At 69.3% G+C, this 16546-nt stretch carries 12 protein-coding genes; 3 read left to right on the top strand and 9 right to left on the bottom strand.

Annotation, left to right across the window (positions count from 1 at the left end; all coding sequences use genetic code 11):
- Nucleotides 1-150: 150 nt before the first annotated feature.
- Genes OHA21_RS12365 through OHA21_RS12350 form a run of 4 tightly spaced genes read right to left on the bottom strand, consistent with a single transcriptional unit; the run spans nucleotide 151 to nucleotide 6070 of the window.
- On the bottom strand, nucleotides 151-1539 hold the full coding sequence (locus tag OHA21_RS12365; protein WP_328473388.1) for a non-reducing end alpha-L-arabinofuranosidase family hydrolase: 1389 nt from the start codon (nucleotides 1537-1539) through the stop codon (nucleotides 151-153).
- A gap of 27 nt (nucleotides 1540-1566) precedes the next feature.
- Nucleotides 1567-3372, bottom strand: coding sequence for a family 43 glycosylhydrolase (locus tag OHA21_RS12360; RefSeq protein ID WP_328478387.1), 1806 nt, complete (start codon nucleotides 3370-3372; stop codon nucleotides 1567-1569).
- Entirely contained in the window at nucleotides 3372-5000 is a 1629-nt protein-coding gene (locus tag OHA21_RS12355) for a glycoside hydrolase family 27 protein (protein WP_442875092.1), read from the bottom strand. The genes OHA21_RS12360 and OHA21_RS12355 overlap by 1 nt, the downstream gene beginning before the upstream one ends.
- Nucleotides 4997-6070 carry a ricin-type beta-trefoil lectin domain protein gene (locus OHA21_RS12350; protein ID WP_328473384.1) on the bottom strand — a complete coding sequence of 358 codons (1074 nt, stop codon included), beginning with the start codon at nucleotides 6068-6070 and terminating at the stop codon, nucleotides 4997-4999. Before OHA21_RS12350 ends, OHA21_RS12355 begins: the two co-directional genes overlap by 4 nt.
- A 395-nt stretch (nucleotides 6071-6465) precedes the next feature.
- Between OHA21_RS12350 and OHA21_RS12345 the strand changes: the two genes are divergently transcribed.
- The 3 genes from OHA21_RS12345 (at nucleotide 6466) to OHA21_RS12335 (ending at nucleotide 11449) form a co-directional block, all read left to right on the top strand.
- Nucleotides 6466-7686 carry a cellulose binding domain-containing protein gene (locus tag OHA21_RS12345; RefSeq protein ID WP_328473382.1) on the top strand — a complete coding sequence of 407 codons (1221 nt, stop codon included), beginning with the start codon at nucleotides 6466-6468 and terminating at the stop codon, nucleotides 7684-7686.
- An 87-nt stretch (nucleotides 7687-7773) separates the two neighbouring features.
- The gene (locus OHA21_RS12340) at nucleotides 7774-9267 is read left to right on the top strand and encodes a sigma-70 family RNA polymerase sigma factor (RefSeq protein ID WP_328473380.1); all 1494 of its coding nucleotides are present in this window, start codon (nucleotides 7774-7776) and stop codon (nucleotides 9265-9267) included.
- A 130-nt stretch (nucleotides 9268-9397) separates the two neighbouring features.
- Nucleotides 9398-11449, top strand: a complete 2052-nt coding sequence (locus OHA21_RS12335; RefSeq protein WP_328473378.1) for a family 43 glycosylhydrolase — start codon at nucleotides 9398-9400, stop codon at nucleotides 11447-11449.
- A gap of 5 nt (nucleotides 11450-11454) precedes the next feature.
- Here OHA21_RS12335 and OHA21_RS12330 read toward each other — a convergent pair whose 3' ends face one another.
- The 5 genes from OHA21_RS12330 to OHA21_RS12310 form a co-directional block, all read right to left on the bottom strand.
- Nucleotides 11455-11886, bottom strand: coding sequence for a hypothetical protein (locus OHA21_RS12330; RefSeq protein WP_328473376.1), 432 nt, complete (start codon nucleotides 11884-11886; stop codon nucleotides 11455-11457).
- Nucleotides 11887-11900: 14 nt separating this feature from the next.
- Nucleotides 11901-12440 carry a LytTR family DNA-binding domain-containing protein gene (locus tag OHA21_RS12325; RefSeq protein WP_328473374.1) on the bottom strand — a complete coding sequence of 180 codons (540 nt, stop codon included), beginning with the start codon at nucleotides 12438-12440 and terminating at the stop codon, nucleotides 11901-11903.
- Between the two features lie 39 nt (nucleotides 12441-12479).
- A complete protein-coding gene (locus tag OHA21_RS12320) occupies nucleotides 12480-13661 on the bottom strand; it encodes a serine hydrolase domain-containing protein (protein WP_328473372.1) in 1182 nt (393 codons plus the stop codon).
- A gap of 287 nt (nucleotides 13662-13948) precedes the next feature.
- On the bottom strand, nucleotides 13949-15340 hold the full coding sequence (locus OHA21_RS12315) for a glycoside hydrolase family 43 protein (protein ID WP_328473370.1): 1392 nt from the start codon (nucleotides 15338-15340) through the stop codon (nucleotides 13949-13951).
- Between the two features lie 212 nt (nucleotides 15341-15552).
- A complete protein-coding gene (locus OHA21_RS12310) occupies nucleotides 15553-16521 on the bottom strand; it encodes a helix-turn-helix transcriptional regulator (protein WP_328473368.1) in 969 nt (322 codons plus the stop codon).
- Nucleotides 16522-16546: the final 25 nt, after the last annotated feature.

Raw genomic sequence — 16546 nt, 5'->3', positions numbered from 1 at the left:
AAACTTTCAGGCCCGACTATTTAACACTTCGCCGCATAACACTTTTGGGTCGAGTTATTTTTCTGCAAACGCACGCCGGCCCGACGCGCTCGCGTTCCTCGAGCACGCCGGGCCGGCTCCCCACCGATGTTGGTCTGGATCCGTTCGCCGCTACCGCTGCAGAGTGAGCAGACCCGGCCGCCACGGCAGCTGGTTGTAGTCACCGCCGGCGCTCGGGTTCTTGCCCTGGTAGAGCAACTGCAGGTTGCAGGGGTCCACGGTCATCGTCTGGTCCGGGTTGCTCCGCACCAGATCACCGTGGCTGATGTCGTTGGTCCAGGTGGCGCCGCTGTTGACCCGGCCGGCGAAGGGGTTGCTCTCGCTGGCCGCCTGCGGCGTCCATGAACCGTTCAGGCTGGTGGCGGTGAACGAGCGGAAGTAGCGGTGCCCCTGCGCGCCGATCGCCTCGACGATCATCAGGTACTGGTTCTGGCCCTGCACCTTGTAGACCTGCACCGCCTCGAACAGGTTGTTCCTGGTATCGCTCATGATCGTCGTGTACGACGAGCCGAAGCTGCCCGGGAAGTTCCCGATCGGCATGCTCGCCCGGTAGATCTTGCCGTTGTCACCGGCGAAGAACAGGTACATGTTCTGCCCGTCGGCGATCAGGGTCTGGTCGATCGGACCGGTGCCGGAGTCCGAGATGCTGCCGGTGAACAGCGGCTGCGGCGCGGACCACCCGTTGGGGTTGGTCGGGTCGCTGGAGGTCCGGTAGATGAAGGGCCACGCACCCCACTGGTAGGCCAGCACCCAGATGTTCTTCGGGGCGAAGTAGAACAGCGTGGGGGCCACGGCGCCCTGGTTCATCCCGTTCTGGCTGGCCGAGGCCATGTCGGACCAGTTGGTGAACGGCGTGAAGTTCATCGAGCCGTAGCTGGATCCGGAGACGTTCGACGCGTAGACCAGGTGCTTGCCGTTGTGCACGACATTGGTGAAGTCCTTCAGCGACACCCACGGCGACCGGGGGTTGGCCAGCACGCCGGTGGAGGTCCAGCGGTAGCTCGACGGGAGCGTGCACGAGCCGCCCGGCGTCGAGGGCGAGGTGGACGGAGACGCGGACGCCGACGGTGAGGGCGGGCTGGTCGTTCCGGTGCAGGCGACACCGTTGAGGGCGAAGCCGGTGGGTACCGGGTTGCTGCCGGTCCAGGACCCGTTGAATCCGAACGACACCGTGCCGTTGGTCGCGACCGAGCCGTTGTAGCTGACGTTCCGCGCGGTCACCGCCGCGCCGCTCTGCGTGACGGTCGCGTTCCACGCCTGCGTCACGGTCTGCCCAGCGCCGTACGACCATGTCAGCGTCCACCCGGACAGCGCGTCACCCAGGTTCGTGATCGCCACGTTGGCGCCGAATCCGCCCTGCCACTGTGACGACACCGTGTACTTCACCGAGCAACCGGCGGCCGCGGCATCGGCGGGCATCGCCACGACGGCGGCCGTCGACGCCAGCAGCGCGACACCGGCGGACGTCAGCCCGGCCCGGACCGTTCTAGATCTGGTCATGGTTCTCTCCCGAAGAGCATGAAGGGTTCACTGGAACACCGCATCGTCGAGGTGGTAGCCGTCGGTGCCGGACGTCGTCTCGACGTACCAGGTGGCGCCGGACAGCGCGCCGGTCCACGACACGGTCGCCGTGCCGGACAGCACGGTCCAGCCGGTGGAGGTGACGGCGGTAGCCGGCGTCAGCGAGATGTAGCTGGTCGTGCCGTTTGCCGTGAGCGCCAGGGTGGCCTTGGCCGTGGTGGCGCTGCCGCCGCGGGTGCGCACCCAGACGTTGGTGGTGTAGGTGCGGCCGTTCACCAGTTGCGAGCCGACCTCCTGGCCGGCGCCGTTCCACGCGGCGGTGCGACCGTCGATCGCCAGCGAGCGCGCGCCGCCGTGCACCACCGCGGTGTCCGAGGACAGGGTGCCGCTGCCGAACACCCGCCAGCCCGTAGTGCCGTTCTCCGCGGTGCCGTTGGCGAGCAGATTCGTGCCGGCCGCACCGGCGAACTGCCACCAGTTCATGTTGAACAGCGATCCGGTGCCGCCGGTGAACCGCAGGTACAGGTCCTGGGTGCCGGTGGCGCCACTGACCGGGCAGGTGACCGTCGTCCAGGCCTGCCAGCCGCCGGTGCCCGGCACCGTACAGGTTCCGGCCAGCGTGCCGGTGGGGCTGCCCAGCCGCAGTTCGATGCGGCCACCGGCGGTCGCCGAGGCGACCCGCGCGGAGAACGAGGTCGCGCCGGAGCCGAAGGCGACGCCCTTGACCTTGATGTAGTCGCCGTTGTCGAGGAAGCCGACGTTCAGGCCGCCCTCGCTCGCCGGTTCGGTCTCGACGCCGGAGCTCCAGGCGATCGTCTCGGCCTCCTGCCGCACGTACGGGTTGAGCGTCCCGACCTGCGGCGCCCCGGCCGTGGTCATCGTGATCGTCGGAATGGTGCCGTCGGCGTTGTAACTGAACCTCTCCACCGCGACCGAGCGGGTGTATCCGCCGCCGCCGGGCAGCGCGCCGTTGTGGTAGAAGAAGTACGAATTGCCGTTGAAGTCGATGACTCCGGCATGGTTCGTGAAGCTGCTGCCCTGGGTGGGCATCACGGTGCCGCGGTAGGTCCAGGGCCCGGTCGGGCCGGGTGCCGTGGAGTAGCCGATGAACTCCGAACAGCACTTGGCGGCGAAGACGTTGTAGTAGAGACCGTTGCGCTTGTAGACCCAGGGCCCCTCTTCGTACAGCGTGGGGCGGGCCGTGTTGCCGGTGCGAGTGCCGAAACCGGCGGTGGTCAACGGGATCTGGTTCACGCCGCCGGAGTAGCTGGTCATGTCGGCGTTCAGTCGCACGTACCAGAGGTTGGGGTTGCCCCAGTACAGGTACGCCTGGCCGTTGTCGTCGATGAACGCGTGCGGATCGATCTCCCCGTTCTCGACCAGCGGGCGCCCGAGGGCGTCGGTGAACGGCCCGGTCGGGCTGTTGGCCACGCCCACACCGATGGCCATCCGCCCGGTCGCGCGGTTCTTGACCGGGACGTACCAGTAGAACTTGTTATTGCGCTGGATCACGTGCCCGGCCCAGGCGTCGGCGCTGGCCCAGCTGAAGGTGGCCAGGCTCATCGGCGAGCCGTGATCGGTCCAGTTGACCATGTCGGCGGACGAGTACAGCCGCCACTCGCGCATGGTGAAGTAGGTCGAGTTGTCCTCGTCGTGACCGGTGTACAGATAGACGCGGCCGTTGTGCACCAGCGGCGCCGGGTCAGCGGTGTAGACGGTCTGCACGATCGGGTTGTCCGCCTGCGCGGCGGCGGACGGGACCGCGACGGCCGCGCACAGCAGCGCGAAGACCCACAGGATTCTCTTCAGCATCACGCGCGGCTCCATCTCTGGTTCACGGCCGCGCTGCAGGTCCACAACAGTACGAGCGTGCCGTTCGCGGTCAGGTTGCGGTCGACGTCCAGGCAGAGCCCCGACTGCACGCCGCGGATCGTGCCGTCGCCGTTGAACGTCCACTGCTGGTTGGTGCCGCCGTTGCAGTCCCAGAGCTGGACCTTGGCGCCGGGGGCCGCGCCGATCGGGGCGTCCAGGCACTTGCCGAGCGCCTGGACGCTCCCGCCGGACGTGGTCCACCGCTGGTTGGTGCCGCCGTTGCAGTCCCAGATGACCGGCTGGGTGCCGTTGGCGGTGTTGCCGTTCGGCACGTCGAGGCAGCGTCCCGAGGAGGCGCTGACGATCGTGGTGCCGGTCGGCGGGGTGCTCGTTCCACCGCTGACCCGGTAGACGACGGTGCCGTGGGCCGGCACGCTCGCGCTGATCGTGCCGGTCGTGGTGGTCGTCGCGCCGGTCCAGGCGTCCTGCAGGGTGAAGGAACTTCCCGACTTGCCGATCGCCGCGGCGGTGGTCGACATCGTCGTGGTGGAGCCGCCGGCGTTGAACAGGGCGACCGCCACGTCACCGTTGGCCAGCCGTTTGGCGAGGATCCGGCGCGTTCCGTCGTACGAAATCTGTGTCGCCTGCAGGCCGAGGGTGTCCTGGTTGATGGCGATCAGCCGGGGGTTCTTCAGAATGGCCTGGGTGGCCGTGCTCATCGAGCGCAGGTCGTTGCCGGCGATCAGCGGCGAAGCCATGATCGCCCAGAGCGCGAAGTGGCTGCGCTGCTCGGTGTCGGTCATGCCGCTGCGGCCGACCTCCATCATGTCCGGGTCGTTGAAGCCGCCGGGCCGGGCGTAACCGGCGAGCGGCACGGTGACGTCGACGATGTTCTTCACGCCCATCGGGTAGCCGTTGGTCTGACCGGTGTCCCAGGCGTTGGTGATGTCCTCGGTGGTGCGCCACATGTTGGCGACGTCGCCCCAGTTGCGCTGCGGGCCGGTCTTGGAGTGGATGCTGTTCGGGTTGATGCTGTAGACGATCGGCCGGCCGGTCGCGGCGAGCGCGTCGCGCATCCTGGCGAACGTGGCGACCTGGTCGTTGATCGTGCCGCTCGGTGAGCACCAGTCGTACTTGAGGAAGTCGACGCCCCAGGCCGCGAACTGCCGGGCGTCCTGTGCCTCATGTCCCTGGGCGCCGGTGGCGCCCGGATAGCTGCCGAAGTACTGCGCGCACGTGCGGTCCAGCGGCGCCTGGTAGATGCCGAACTTGAGGCCGCGGGCGTGCAGGTAGTCGCCGAGCGCCTTCATGCCGCTGGGGAAGCGGGTCGGATCGCCCTGCAGGTTGCCGGCCGCGTCACGGTTGGGGTTCATCCAGCAGTCGTCCACCACCACGTACTGGTAGCCCAGGTCGCGCATGCCGCTGCTGACCATCGCGTCGGCCATCTGCCGGATGAGCGTCTCGTTGATGTTGCAGCCGAAGGTGTTCCAGGAGTTCCAGCCCATCGGCGGGGTGCGGGCCACGCCGTTGTCCAGGGCCTGCGCGGAAGATCCGGGCAGGACGGTCGCGGTGCCGGCGAGTAGCAGCAGGCTCGCGGCCAGCATGGTCTTCAGTCGTTTCATCCTCATCGCCTCGTCCAGAGCTGGTTGGGGGTGTTGGTGCAGGTCCGCAGGACGGCTGCGGTGCCGTTGGCGCTGCCGTTGGCGTCCAGGCACAGCCCGGACTGGGCGTTGCGGATGGTGGCGCCGGAGGTGAACGCCCATCGCTGGTTGGCGGCGCCGCTGCAGTCCCACAGCTGGGCCCGGGCGCCCGTCGTGGCGCCGGTGGGTGAGTCGAGGCACTTGCCCAGTGACCGGATGCTCTGGCCGTCGTAGGTCCAGCGCTGGTTCGCGGCGCCGCTGCAGTCCCAGATGATCGGCTGGGTGCCGTTGGTGGTGTTGCTGTTCGGCACGTCCAGGCAGCGCCCGGAGCCGCTGGCGACCAGCGCTGCACCGGCGCCGCTGACCGGGTCACCGATGGATCCCGGCACGCTGCGCAGAGCCGCGTACCAGGTGGCGGCCATCTTGTCGTAGCCGGCGGCGGTCGGGTGGACGCCGTCGATCAGGTCGGCGGTGGTGAGTGCGGCGTGCATGTCGACCAGGTGGACCCGCGGCCCCTTGCTCTGCACGATGCCGGTAAGAGCCGCGTTGAAGGTGCGGGCGGCAGCCGCCTGGCCGGGGTTGGCCAACGGGATGATCGTGGCCACGAAGACATCCGCCGCGGGCACGGCCGCGGTGATGCGGTCGATCAGCGCGGAGAGCCGGCCCGGCGCGCCGGCCACCTGGTGGTTCTGCAGGATGTCGTTGGTGCCCAGGTGCAGCAGCACGGTGCGCGGGTTGCTGGTGCGCAGCCAGCCGCTGATGTTGGCGTCGATCTGGTCGATCCGCCAGCCGGGGTGGCCCTGGTGGTCGTGATCGCCGAGCGCGGCCGGGCCGTTGAACTGGGACCCGACGAAGTCCACCCGGTATCCGGCGCTCGCCATTCGCTGCCACAGGCCGATCCGGTAGCCACCGGGTATCTGGGTGCCTTCGGTGATGGAGTCGCCCAGGGGCATGACGCGGGTGCCGCCGTTCGATTCCGCGGTGGCCGCGCCGGCAGGGGCGACGACACCGGCGACGGTCAACGCGACGGCCAGGAGGAACCGTGTGGTGCGGGGCATGGCGTTGCCTCCCTGGGGGCTGGGCTGCACGAGTTGGCTGTTATCGCTCACACCACTGCGCCCGGCGCTATGGGTGGGGAATCGACCGGACTTGGGAGCGCTAACAGGTGGTGGTCGGAAGATTGCCAGTTTGTTTCCGGACATTCAAGAGGCCTTTTGCTGTCCGCCGAAATACGCAGCAAACGCGACTCCGCTGCGCCGCATCGGATAACAGATTCTTGCTTCGCGAAATCTGTTATGCCGGCGGGCCGCACGAGGTCGTCGCATCCGCCGTTTGAAATTTACGAAACTGCTCCGTAACGTTCGGAGCGTTCCCGATAATTGACAGCAGTGGATACCTGCGCCCACCCTGCGGGAGGCATTCGATGGCAGAGCGAAGAGCAAGAGGTCTCGGCATGGCTCTCGCCGCCGCGGCGTTGGTGCTGGCCGCCGCAACTGCGGTGCTGACCGGCGGCACCGCGTCGGCCGGCCAGGAGACCGCCCTGGCCGCGACCGCGGGATGCGGGAAGAACCCCACGTTGCGGGACGGCACCTACACGATCCAGAGCGGTGGCCGGGCCCGGACGTACCTCCTGCGGCTGCCCGGCAACTACACCAGCACTCAGGCCTACCGGCTCGTCGTCGGTCTGCACTGGCTCAACGGCAGCGCGAACGACGTGATCAGCAACGGGTTCTACGGCCTGCAGCAGCGGTCCGGCAACAGCGCGATCTTCGTGGCACCGGAGGGGCTGGACGCCGGCTGGGCCAACACCGGTGGCCGGGACGTGACCCTGGTCGACGACATCCTGCGCGTGATCGAGAACGACCTGTGTGTCGACACGTCCCAGCGGTTCGCGCTGGGCTTCAGCTACGGCGGCGCCATGAGCTACGCCCTGGCGTGTGCCCGGCCGGCCGTTTTCCGGGCGGTCGCGCCGATTGCCGGCGCCAACCTGAGCGGCTGTTCCTCGGCCTCCGGGCCGGTCGCCTACTTCGGCATCCACGGGATCCGGGACAGCGTCCTGAACATCTCGATGGGCCGGTCGATCCGGGACAGTTTCGTGCGGGCCAACGGCTGCACCGCGCAGAGTCCCCCGGAGCCGGCCCAGGGCAGCGGAACCCACATCACCACCGCCTACGCGGGCTGCCGCGCCGGATATCCGGTGCAGTGGGCGGCGTTCGACGGCGACCACGTGCCGCTGCCGACGGATCGCAACGCCTCCTCGTCATGGGTGTCCGGCGAGGTGTGGCAGTTCTTCACCCAGTTCGGAAGCACGAGCACGCCGTCGAGCCCGGCACCGAGCCCCAGCGAACCGGGCGGCACGGCGTGTCGTGTCACCAGCACCGTCAACGCCTGGAACAACGGGCTGACCGCCAACCTCACGGTCACCAACACCGGCAGCTCCGCGATCAACGGCTGGACTGTCGCCTTCGGCCTGCCGTCCGGACAGACGATCACCAGCGGCTGGAACGCCACCTACGTGCCCACCTCCGGCCGGGTCACGGCGACCAACGTCGGCTACAACGCCGGCCTGGCGCCCGGCGCGTCGGTCAGCTTCGGGTTCCAGGCCACCCACACCGGCAACAGCGGACCGCCGAGCGGGTACGCGCTGAACGGTTCCGCCTGCACCAGCGGTTGACTCGGGCGAACAGGGTGGGCCACAGTCGGAGGCCCGGCGCGATCATCGGCGCGCCGGGCCGGCCCCGTGCGTTGTGGTGGTGACGAGATGCGAGCTGCCCACGCGGACCGCGCCGAGCTGGTCCGGGCCGCCCAGGCGGGCGACCGCGCGGCGCTGGACGAGCTCGTCTCGGAACACCTGCCGCTGGTCTACACCCTGGTCCGGCAGGTGCTCGACGGCCACCCCGACGTGGACGACGTCGTGCAGGACATCATGCTGCGCGCCCTGCGGCAGTTGCGGTCGCTGCGCGCACCGGAGAGCTTCCGCCCCTGGCTGATGGCCATCGCGGTACGCCAGGTCGGCACCTATCAGCAGCGGACCGGGCGGGCCGCGGCCCACACCGCGCCGCTCGAGGATGCCGTGGACGTTGCGGATGTCGCCGCGCAGTTCGAGGGCACCACCGCCCTGCACGCCGACTTGTCCGCGCAACGCCGGCAGACGCAGCAGGCCGGCCGCTGGCTCGACCCGGACGACCGGGCGTTGCTGTCGCTCTGGTGGCTGGAGGTGGCCGGGCGACTGTCGCGCTCGGACCTGGCGCACGCGCTCGGGATCACGGTGCTGCACGCGGGCGTACGGATCCAGCGGATGCGCACGCAGCTCGACGTGAGCCGGACGATCGTGGCGGCTCTCGGCGCCCGGCCGCGGTGCCCCGCCCTGGGCGGCGAACTCGCCGGGTGGGACGGAACACCGAGTCCGCTGTGGCGCAAGCGCCTGGCCCGGCACGTCCGTACCTGCCCGGTCTGTGCGGGCAGGGCCCGCACCCTGGTGCCGACCGACCGGCTGTTGCCCGGTCTCGCGCTGCTGCCGGTGCCCGCGTCGTTGACCGCGGTGATCCTGGCCCGGAGCGCGGGCGACGGCGGCGCAGGAATGGCGCTCTCCGGTGGCGCTGTCACCGCGGGCAAGGCCGGGGCGCTGGTTCCGTTGGCCGCGGCGCACCCGGTCATCGCGACGGTGACCGCGGGGGTGCTGGCCGCCGGCGCCACCGTCGGCGCGGTCGAGTTGTCCGTCCCGGAGCCCGCACGACCGGTGACCATCGGGACGCCGGCGACTGCGCGCACCGCCGGCCCGGGCGGCACCTCACCGGCGGCGACCACGGGCGGGCTGCTGCGAACCGGATCCGCGTCGCTCGAGGCGGCGAACGCCGCCGGGCGGTTCGTGACGGTGGCCGGCGGCCTCGGCGTGCTGACCGAGGTCGGCCCCGGCAACACCGTCACCGCCCGGCGGCAGGCCACCGTGCGGGTCGTGACCGGGCTGGCCGAGCCGGCATGTTTCTCGTTCCGGGTCGCCGACGGCCGCTATCTGCGGCACTCGTCGTGGCGGGTGCGGGCCGACCCAGCCGACGGCACGGAGCTGTTCCGTGGCGATGCCACCTTCTGCCCCGGCCCGGGGCAGGCCGCGGATTCGGTGACGCTCGAATCGTCGAACTATCCCGGCTGGTTCCTGAGGCACCGCGGCGAACAGCTGTGGGTCGACCAGTCCGACGGCACCGCGTCCTTCCTCGCCGACGGCTCGTTCGTGGTGCGCCCGCCACTCGGCGAGTAAATCCGGGAAAAGTGTTATGCCGAGCTTCCAGCAATAGTCTGAGCTGCCATTTCTTGTCATGGCGATAACCGGCTGGCACGATGCCCTCAACAATGTGAGCGTTATCAATTCCCCTCCCCCAGGAGTTGACATGCGGGCTCCCTCCTTACGCCGGCGATGCTGGCGGCTCGTCGCTGCCGCGCTGACCGCCGTCCTCGGCGCGGCACTCGCCCTCGTCGCCGCCTCCGCCGCGTCGGCGGCGACGATCGACACCAGCGCGTGGTACGTGCTGGTCAACCGCAACAGCGGCAAAGCCCTGGACGTCTACAACCTGGCCACCACCGACGGCGCCCGGATCACCCAGTGGGCGCGCAACGACCAGGCACAGCAGCAGTGGCAGTTCGTCGACTCCGGCGGCGGCTACTACCGGCTGCGGTCCCGGCATTCCGGGAAGGTCCTCGACGTCTTCAACCGGTCGACGGCCGATGGCGCCGCGATCGTGCAGTGGACCGACAACAACGGAACCAATCAGCAGTTCAGCGTCCAGGACGTCGACGGTCACATCCAGCTGATCAATCGCAACAGCGGTAAGGCCCTGGAGGTGCAGGGCGCCGCGACGACCGACGGCGCCAACATCGTCCAGTACGCCGACTGGAACGGCGCGAATCAGCAGTGGCAGCTGGTGCCGGTCGGCGGCAGCACCCCGCCCACCGGCACGTTCACCAATCCGGTGGTGTGGCAGGACTTCGCCGACGGCGACATCATCCGGGTCGGGGACGCCTACTACTACTCGGCGTCGACCATGCACTACTCGCCGGGCGCGCCGATCCTGCGCTCCTACGACCTGGTGAACTGGGAGTACGCGGGACACTCCGTGCCGCGGCTGGACTTCGACAACGCCGCCTACGACCTGTCCGGCGGCCGCGCGTACGTGAAAGGCATCTGGGCGTCGGCCTTCAACTACCGGCCCAGCAACAGCACCTACTACTGGCTGGGCTGCACCGAGTTCAACCGCACCTACGTCTACACCGCCACCGCGGTCGACGGCGCCTGGAGCAAGAAGGCCCGAATCAACAACTGCTACTACGACGCCGGGCTGCTGTTCGACAACGACACTCCGTACGTGGCGTACGGCAACGGCACGATCAGCGTCGCCCAGCTCTCCGCTGATCTGACATCGCAGGTGCGGGCGCAGACGGTCTACACCACGCCGTCGAGCATCGGCACCCTCGAAGGCGCCCGCATGTACAAGCGCGGCAACTACTACTACATCTGGCTCACCCGCCCGGCGAACGGTCAGTACGTGCTGCGCTCGACCAGCCCGTGGGGCCCGTACGAGCAGCGCCAGGTGCTGCTCGACCTGCCCGGCCCGATCTCCGGCGGCGGCGTGCCGCACCAGGGCGGCCTGGTGCAGACCCAGAACGGCGACTGGTGGTACATGGCGTTCACCGACGCCTACCCCGGCGGCCGGGTGCCGACCCTGGCCCCCATCACCTGGAGCAACGACTGGCCGGTGCTGACCACCGTCAACGGCCGGTGGGGCGCCACCTATCCGAGACCCGCCATCACCACGTCCAGGACGGTGCAGCCGATGACCGGCCCGGACACCTTCACCGGCGCCCGGCTCGGACACCGCTGGGAATGGAACCACAACCCGGACACCAGCCGGTTCAGCGTCGGCAGCGGGCTGCGGCTGGCCACCGCCACGGTGACCAACGATCTGTACGCCGCGCGCAACACCCTCACCCACCGGATCCAGGGCCCGTCGTCGACCGCGACCATCGAGCTGGACTACTCGCAGATGGCCAACGGCGACCGCGCCGGCCTGGCCATGCTCCGCGACTCGTCGGCGTGGATCGGCATCCGCAAGGACAACGGCGTCACCCGGGTGTCGATGACCAACGGCCTGACCATGAACTCGAGCTGGGCCACCACCGGCACGGGCACCGAGGCCGCCGGTGCGACCGTGACCGGCGGCCGAATCTGGTTGCGGGCCAGCGCCGACATCCGGCCCGGCGCCGGGCGGACCGCGACCTTCTCCTACAGCACCAACGGCAGCACGTTCACCGCTCTGGGCCCGGCGTTCACCCTCAACAACGCCTGGCAGTTCTTCATGGGCTATCGCTTCGGCATCTTCAACTACGCCACCCAGGCCCTCGGCGGCGCCGTCACCGTCAACCGGTTCGACCTGACGGCGCCCTGAGGGTCTCAGTGACCCTGGTCGTCGTCGGTCGCGACGGCCAGGGTCACCTGGATGGCGTGCAGGCGGCGCTGGGCGCGGCGGTACAGCAGGAAGTCGCCCAGATTCGCCACGCACACGATCGCGACGACCAGGACCACGACGCCTGCGTCGAGCACGTCCGCGGAACTCAACGCGACGAGCACCGCCGTCACGACAGCCGAGATGACGATCGCGATCAGGTTGTTGATGAGGAAATACACCGCCGTTCGCGCGATGCGGATCGGCAACAGGGACGTCAGCCACTCCGTCACCGCGCCGATCATGAGGCCCACGGCGCCGCAGGCCAGGACGGTCAGTGCGCGGTCGGAGAAGTCGGTGCCCGCCGGCGCCGACAGCTGCAGCGCGACGCCGACCACCAGCCCGAGAGCGAAGGATTTCACCAGCGCAGTCGCATCCATCACGGTCACCGCCTTCACATCCTCAGCGCGCTGCGCAGGCGCTTCGCGTACGTTTTCGAGACTTCGACTTCCTCGCCTCCGGCGAGCCGCAGCACGTAGCGGGAGTTGAACCAGGGCACGATCTCCCGCACGTGGGCCAGGTTGACCAACTGCGACCGGTTGATCCGTACGAAGCCGAGCCCCGCCCAGCTCACCTCGAAGTGCTGCAGGGTGCCCCGCACGCGGTCGCGGCCGGACGCGGTGCGGGCGACGATCCCCTCGGCGACCGCTTCCAGGTAGACCACCTCGCGCGCCGTGAGCACGACGAAGTTGCTGCCCCGCTGGCCGACCACGGAGCGGGCGCCGCCGTTCTGCTCGCGCACGCCCGCGACCAGCAGCCGGACCACGTCCATGTAGTCGAGGGCGTCGAACACGATCGCCGGGCGTCCGGCCGGCACCTCGAACCCGCGCTCGACGAGCACCCAGCGGGTGTCGGCGCCCAGTTCGACGTCGTGCGCCGCGAGCTCGCGTTCCAGCCGCGCGCGCAGGCCCGGCGAACACACCAGCTCCACCATCGCTCCGGGTCACTCCGCTCCGGGTCGGTCCGCTCCGGGTCAGTCCGCAAGACGATCGGTGATCAGCCGGAGGTCGACAAGCTCCTCGATCGCCTTCTCACCGAACTCCAGCGATCCGTAGTTGGCGACGAAGTAGGTGTCACCCTCCGGATCGTAGAGAGCGTACGTGCCCGTCGCGCCGACCGCGCCGTACGCGTCCGACATGCTGAACAGCAGCGGCGACAGCTCACTGAAGCGGAACTGCATGACGCCCATGCCGTACCGGATGCCCGGCTCGAACTCGTGCTCGAAGGCGGTCAGCCGGGCGAGCGTCGGGGCGGAGACCAGCTCGCCCGACGTGAACGCCCGCATGAACGTGACCAGGTCAGCCGTCGTCGTCACGACACCACCGCCGGCCCAGTCGACCGACATCGCGTTCCTGGTGCTCAGATCCACACCGCGCGCGGTCACCGCCAGGACATCGGCGTCCACCCCATAATCGGTCAGCAGGTCACTGTCGGGCATGCCCAAGGGCGTGAAGACACGGCGTTCGAGAATCTCTGCGTACGGTCGACCCTCGATCTTCTCGAGTGCGAGGCCGAGCAGCACATAGCCGGTGTCGGAGTAGCCGAAGGCGGTTCCCGGCGCGGCGGTGGGCGTCTGCTGGTCACGGGAGAACGCGAGCAGGTCCGCCGGCGTGAACAGCCGGTCCGGGTTCGTGGTGATGAGCTCGATCATCGGCGGACCGGAGACCACCGGCCCTTCGAAGTAGTCGGCCGCGCCGGACGTGTGGCTGAGAAGCTGGCCGAGGGTCACCTCCGGCGCCCGGCCCTCGACGAAGAGTCCGTCGAGCACCGCCGCGTCGAGCCACTTGCCCACGGGGTCCGCAAAGGTGACGCGCCCTTCGTCGACGAGCTGACCGTAGACCGCGGCCAGCATGGTCTTCCCGACGCTCGCCGAGTGGAACCGGCTGTCCACCCGCGCCGGCTCCGCGGAGTCCGCCGAAACGGTGCCGGCGGCATAGCGGTGCAACTCGCCGGTCCGCCCGTCATAGGTCGCGAACAACACGCTCGAAACGGACGCATGCTCAGCCACCGTGTCGTGAAGCCGCTCGCGGATCGCCTCATCAACTTCGGCGCGCGACAGCGGCCGGTTGAGCACGGCGAGCGTCCCCACGCCGGCCACGATCACCGCCACCACCCCGGCAGCGATCCCCAGTGCAATTCGAGTTCCCTTGCGCATCCCCACGCCTTCCGTCGTCGTGGGCACGACCGTATGAAGGCCGGCAGCAGGCGGGGAACAACGCCGACCCGACCGGTCGCCACGCGGGGCTCAGTGGTCGCCAGCAAGCCGTGAATTGCCGAGGCCACTTCCTATCCGAGGTAGGGCGTACCGCGGTGTCCGCGGGAAGCTCGTAGCCTCAGCGGAGTTGCCCTGCCGGTGGGTGCCGAAGGGTGAGGGACACACTGTGCAGGCTGCGCCGGCGCGACCGGTCGCGTGCCTGGCCGGGTGTCCCTCACCGCACGCGGTCAGGAGACGCGGAAGGTGGCGTCCTGGCGGTCGCTGGCGCTGGAGCTTGCGCTGAGGGGGTCGATGCGCAGCACGTAGCCCGAGTGGCGCAGGTAGCGGTCCGGGAAGTTGTAGGACCGGAACGACGACCAGGTGGAATCGGCGAGCCCGGCGACCCGGGTGAAGGTCGCGTCGGCGCGGAACGTGGCGGTGTTGTCGTTGGCGTCCAGCCGGATCGCGTAGTTGCTGTGCCGCAGGTAGCGGCCGGGGAGGTTGACCGATTCGAACGACACGCCGGCGGCGTCGGCCAGGCCCGGCACCATCCGCCACAGCTGGTCCTCGTGCGGGTCGAACGGGTAGGCGTCGATGCGGCCGAGGTTGCTCGCGTGGCGTACGTAGCGGTCCGGGAAGTTGTACGACTTGAGCCGCACCCAGCCCGGCAGACCCCAGCGCGCCACCAGGCCGTCGTACTCGGCGGCGGTGATGCCGACGATCGTGCCGTGCTTGGCGTTCAGCGGCGGCGTGTAGTCACGCTGGTTCAGCAACGTCCACGCGTTGGCGCCGACGTTGGACGTGGACCACGCGTAGTAGTCGTTGTTGACCGGGCTGAACGAGTCGCCCCACAGCCGCCAGCCGCTGCCGGTGTTGTTCCTGATCAGCAGCGGTGCCTCCATGGCGTTGCCCTGCCGCAGCCCGCCGGTGTAGTTGCTGTAGCTGTTCGGGTTGCCGGTGGACGAGCGGGCGCCGTAGATCAGGCCGTCGTTGAGGTTCTTGTAGTACATGTAGAACGTCGACCCGTCGACCACGATGTCCGCGTCGAGCACCGGGTAGCCGGGGCTGAAGTAGACCTGGTTGGTGCTGACCGTCCGGAAGTCCGACGTGTAGTTGACCATGAAGACGTCGGCGCCGTTGTTGGCGGAGTAGACGATGGCGTACTGGTTGCGGGAGGCCACCCAGAAGGCGGTCGGCGCCCAGGTGTGGGTGGCCAGGCCGTGCATCCGGATCCGGCGGTAGCCGGTGAAGCTGCGCAGGTCGGTGGAGTCCCACACGTGCAGGTACTGGTTGTTCTGGTTGAAGATGCGGCCGCGCAGGTCGATGGCGAGCACGACGAACGTACCGTCCTGTTTGCGCAGGATGAAGGGGTCGCGCAGGCCGAGCGTGCCGGCGGTCGGGGTGGCCACCGGGTTGTTCTGGTTGAGCGGCCGCCAGTTCAGGCCGTCGGTGCTGACCGCCAGGTGCAGTGCGTAGCTGTCACCGCTCTGGTTCGGTGTCTCCTTGAAGTAGCCGAAGACGTACGCGGTGTTGGCGGCCAGCGCTGTCGACGGGGTGCCGAGCAGGGTGGCGCCACCGGTGGCGGTGGTCAGCGCGCCCATCGCGGCCAGGCGGGTGAAGTCGCGTCGGGAAAGAGGCACGGGGGTCTGCCTTTCTGATTCGACGGTGCGTCGGCGCAGCCGGGAGCGGGGATCCGTCGGTTATCGCGACGCTTCGGGGATGTTTGCCGAGTGTTATCGCTCACATATATGACTGTCAACCCCATGAGTCGGCTTCTGAGGATCTTCTGGCGGCAGACCTGTTACGGCAGCTGTTCTCGCTAACAAGTCGGCGTACGCAGCGTGCGTACCGCTCAGGCGAAGCCGTCGAACCACTGGGCCGCAAGCAGGGCTAACTGGGTGCGATTCTCCCGGTCGAAGCGGCGCATGAGCCGGGAGACGTATTGCTTGACGGTGGCTTCGCTGAGATAGAGGCTCCGGGCGATCGCGGCGTTGGACGCGCCGGTGGCAACCAACCGCAGAATCTCGCGTTCGCGATCGGGCAACTCCGGCATCGAGGTCTCCCGTGTCCTCTCCCCTGTCGCAGCCGCGCCCGCCTTCTCCGACACGATCCCGGCCGGGTGAACCTCGATGCGCGCCACCGAGCCGCCGTCCGCGCCGGTCAGACCCCGCCGCGCGACGTCACGCAGGTCGGCCGCCGCCCGCCGGGCCGCGCCGTCGGCAGCCGAGGCGGCCAGTTCGTCGCTGCGCAGCGCGACGATTGCCAGAGCGCGGCGGGCCCCCGCCAGAGAACCGTCACCCCTGTCGTCGACTACCAGCTCCGGGCGGCGGACGCGGTCTTCGCGCGCGTCACGCAGGTGTTGGAGCAGGGCCATGATGACGCCGATGAGGAACGGGACGCCGGCGGCCAGGATGGCCGTGGCGACGGGTACGCCGGCCTGCACGCTGACCGCCACCACCCCGATCGAGCCCAGAGCCAGCGCGACCGTGCCCGCAACCACCGCCGCCTGGTCTTTGGCGTGCCGATACAGGACGAGCGCGGCCACCGCAGTGCTCAGCGCGATCCACGGAACTGCGCCGCTGTGAGCGAGATCGGCCAACCGGTCATCGAGCAGGGTCGAGCCCAGTGAGACCGCCGCGACCGCGACCGCCCACAACACTGGGCGGCGCGGCGCGACCACTGCCAGCGCGGTGGTGCCCAACTGCGCAGCCGTCATCGCCAGGACGGCAGGTGCCGCCGGCGGGATCGCGATCAAACCGATGACGGTGCCGGTCAGCGCGGCCGCGGCCATCCCGAGAAGCGGCCAGGCCATCTCGCGCATCGCGGCTGTCATGCTGCGCCTCCCC

Source organism: Actinoplanes sp. NBC_00393, from assembly GCF_036053395.1.
Lineage (GTDB): Bacteria > Actinomycetota > Actinomycetes > Mycobacteriales > Micromonosporaceae > Actinoplanes.
The sequence above is the reverse complement of the archived record's forward strand: the minus strand, read 5'-3'. Positions and strand labels throughout refer to the sequence as shown.

Coding starts and splice junctions, on each gene's coding strand:
- OHA21_RS12365 (WP_328473388.1), bottom strand. CDS start 1,539: ATGACCAGATCTAGAACGGTCCGGGCCGGGCTGACGTCCGCCGGTGTC.
- OHA21_RS12360 (WP_328478387.1), bottom strand. CDS start 3,372: ATGCTGAAGAGAATCCTGTGGGTCTTCGCGCTGCTGTGCGCGGCCGTC.
- OHA21_RS12355 (WP_442875092.1), bottom strand. CDS start 5,000: ATGAGGATGAAACGACTGAAGACCATGCTGGCCGCGAGCCTGCTGCTA.
- OHA21_RS12350 (WP_328473384.1), bottom strand. CDS start 6,070: ATGCCCCGCACCACACGGTTCCTCCTGGCCGTCGCGTTGACCGTCGCC.
- OHA21_RS12345 (WP_328473382.1), top strand. CDS start 6,466: ATGGCTCTCGCCGCCGCGGCGTTGGTGCTGGCCGCCGCAACTGCGGTG.
- OHA21_RS12340 (WP_328473380.1), top strand. CDS start 7,774: ATGCGAGCTGCCCACGCGGACCGCGCCGAGCTGGTCCGGGCCGCCCAG.
- OHA21_RS12335 (WP_328473378.1), top strand. CDS start 9,398: ATGCGGGCTCCCTCCTTACGCCGGCGATGCTGGCGGCTCGTCGCTGCC.
- OHA21_RS12330 (WP_328473376.1), bottom strand. CDS start 11,886: ATGGATGCGACTGCGCTGGTGAAATCCTTCGCTCTCGGGCTGGTGGTC.
- OHA21_RS12325 (WP_328473374.1), bottom strand. CDS start 12,440: ATGGTGGAGCTGGTGTGTTCGCCGGGCCTGCGCGCGCGGCTGGAACGC.
- OHA21_RS12320 (WP_328473372.1), bottom strand. CDS start 13,661: ATGCGCAAGGGAACTCGAATTGCACTGGGGATCGCTGCCGGGGTGGTG.
- OHA21_RS12310 (WP_328473368.1), bottom strand. CDS start 16,521: ATGCGCGAGATGGCCTGGCCGCTTCTCGGGATGGCCGCGGCCGCGCTG.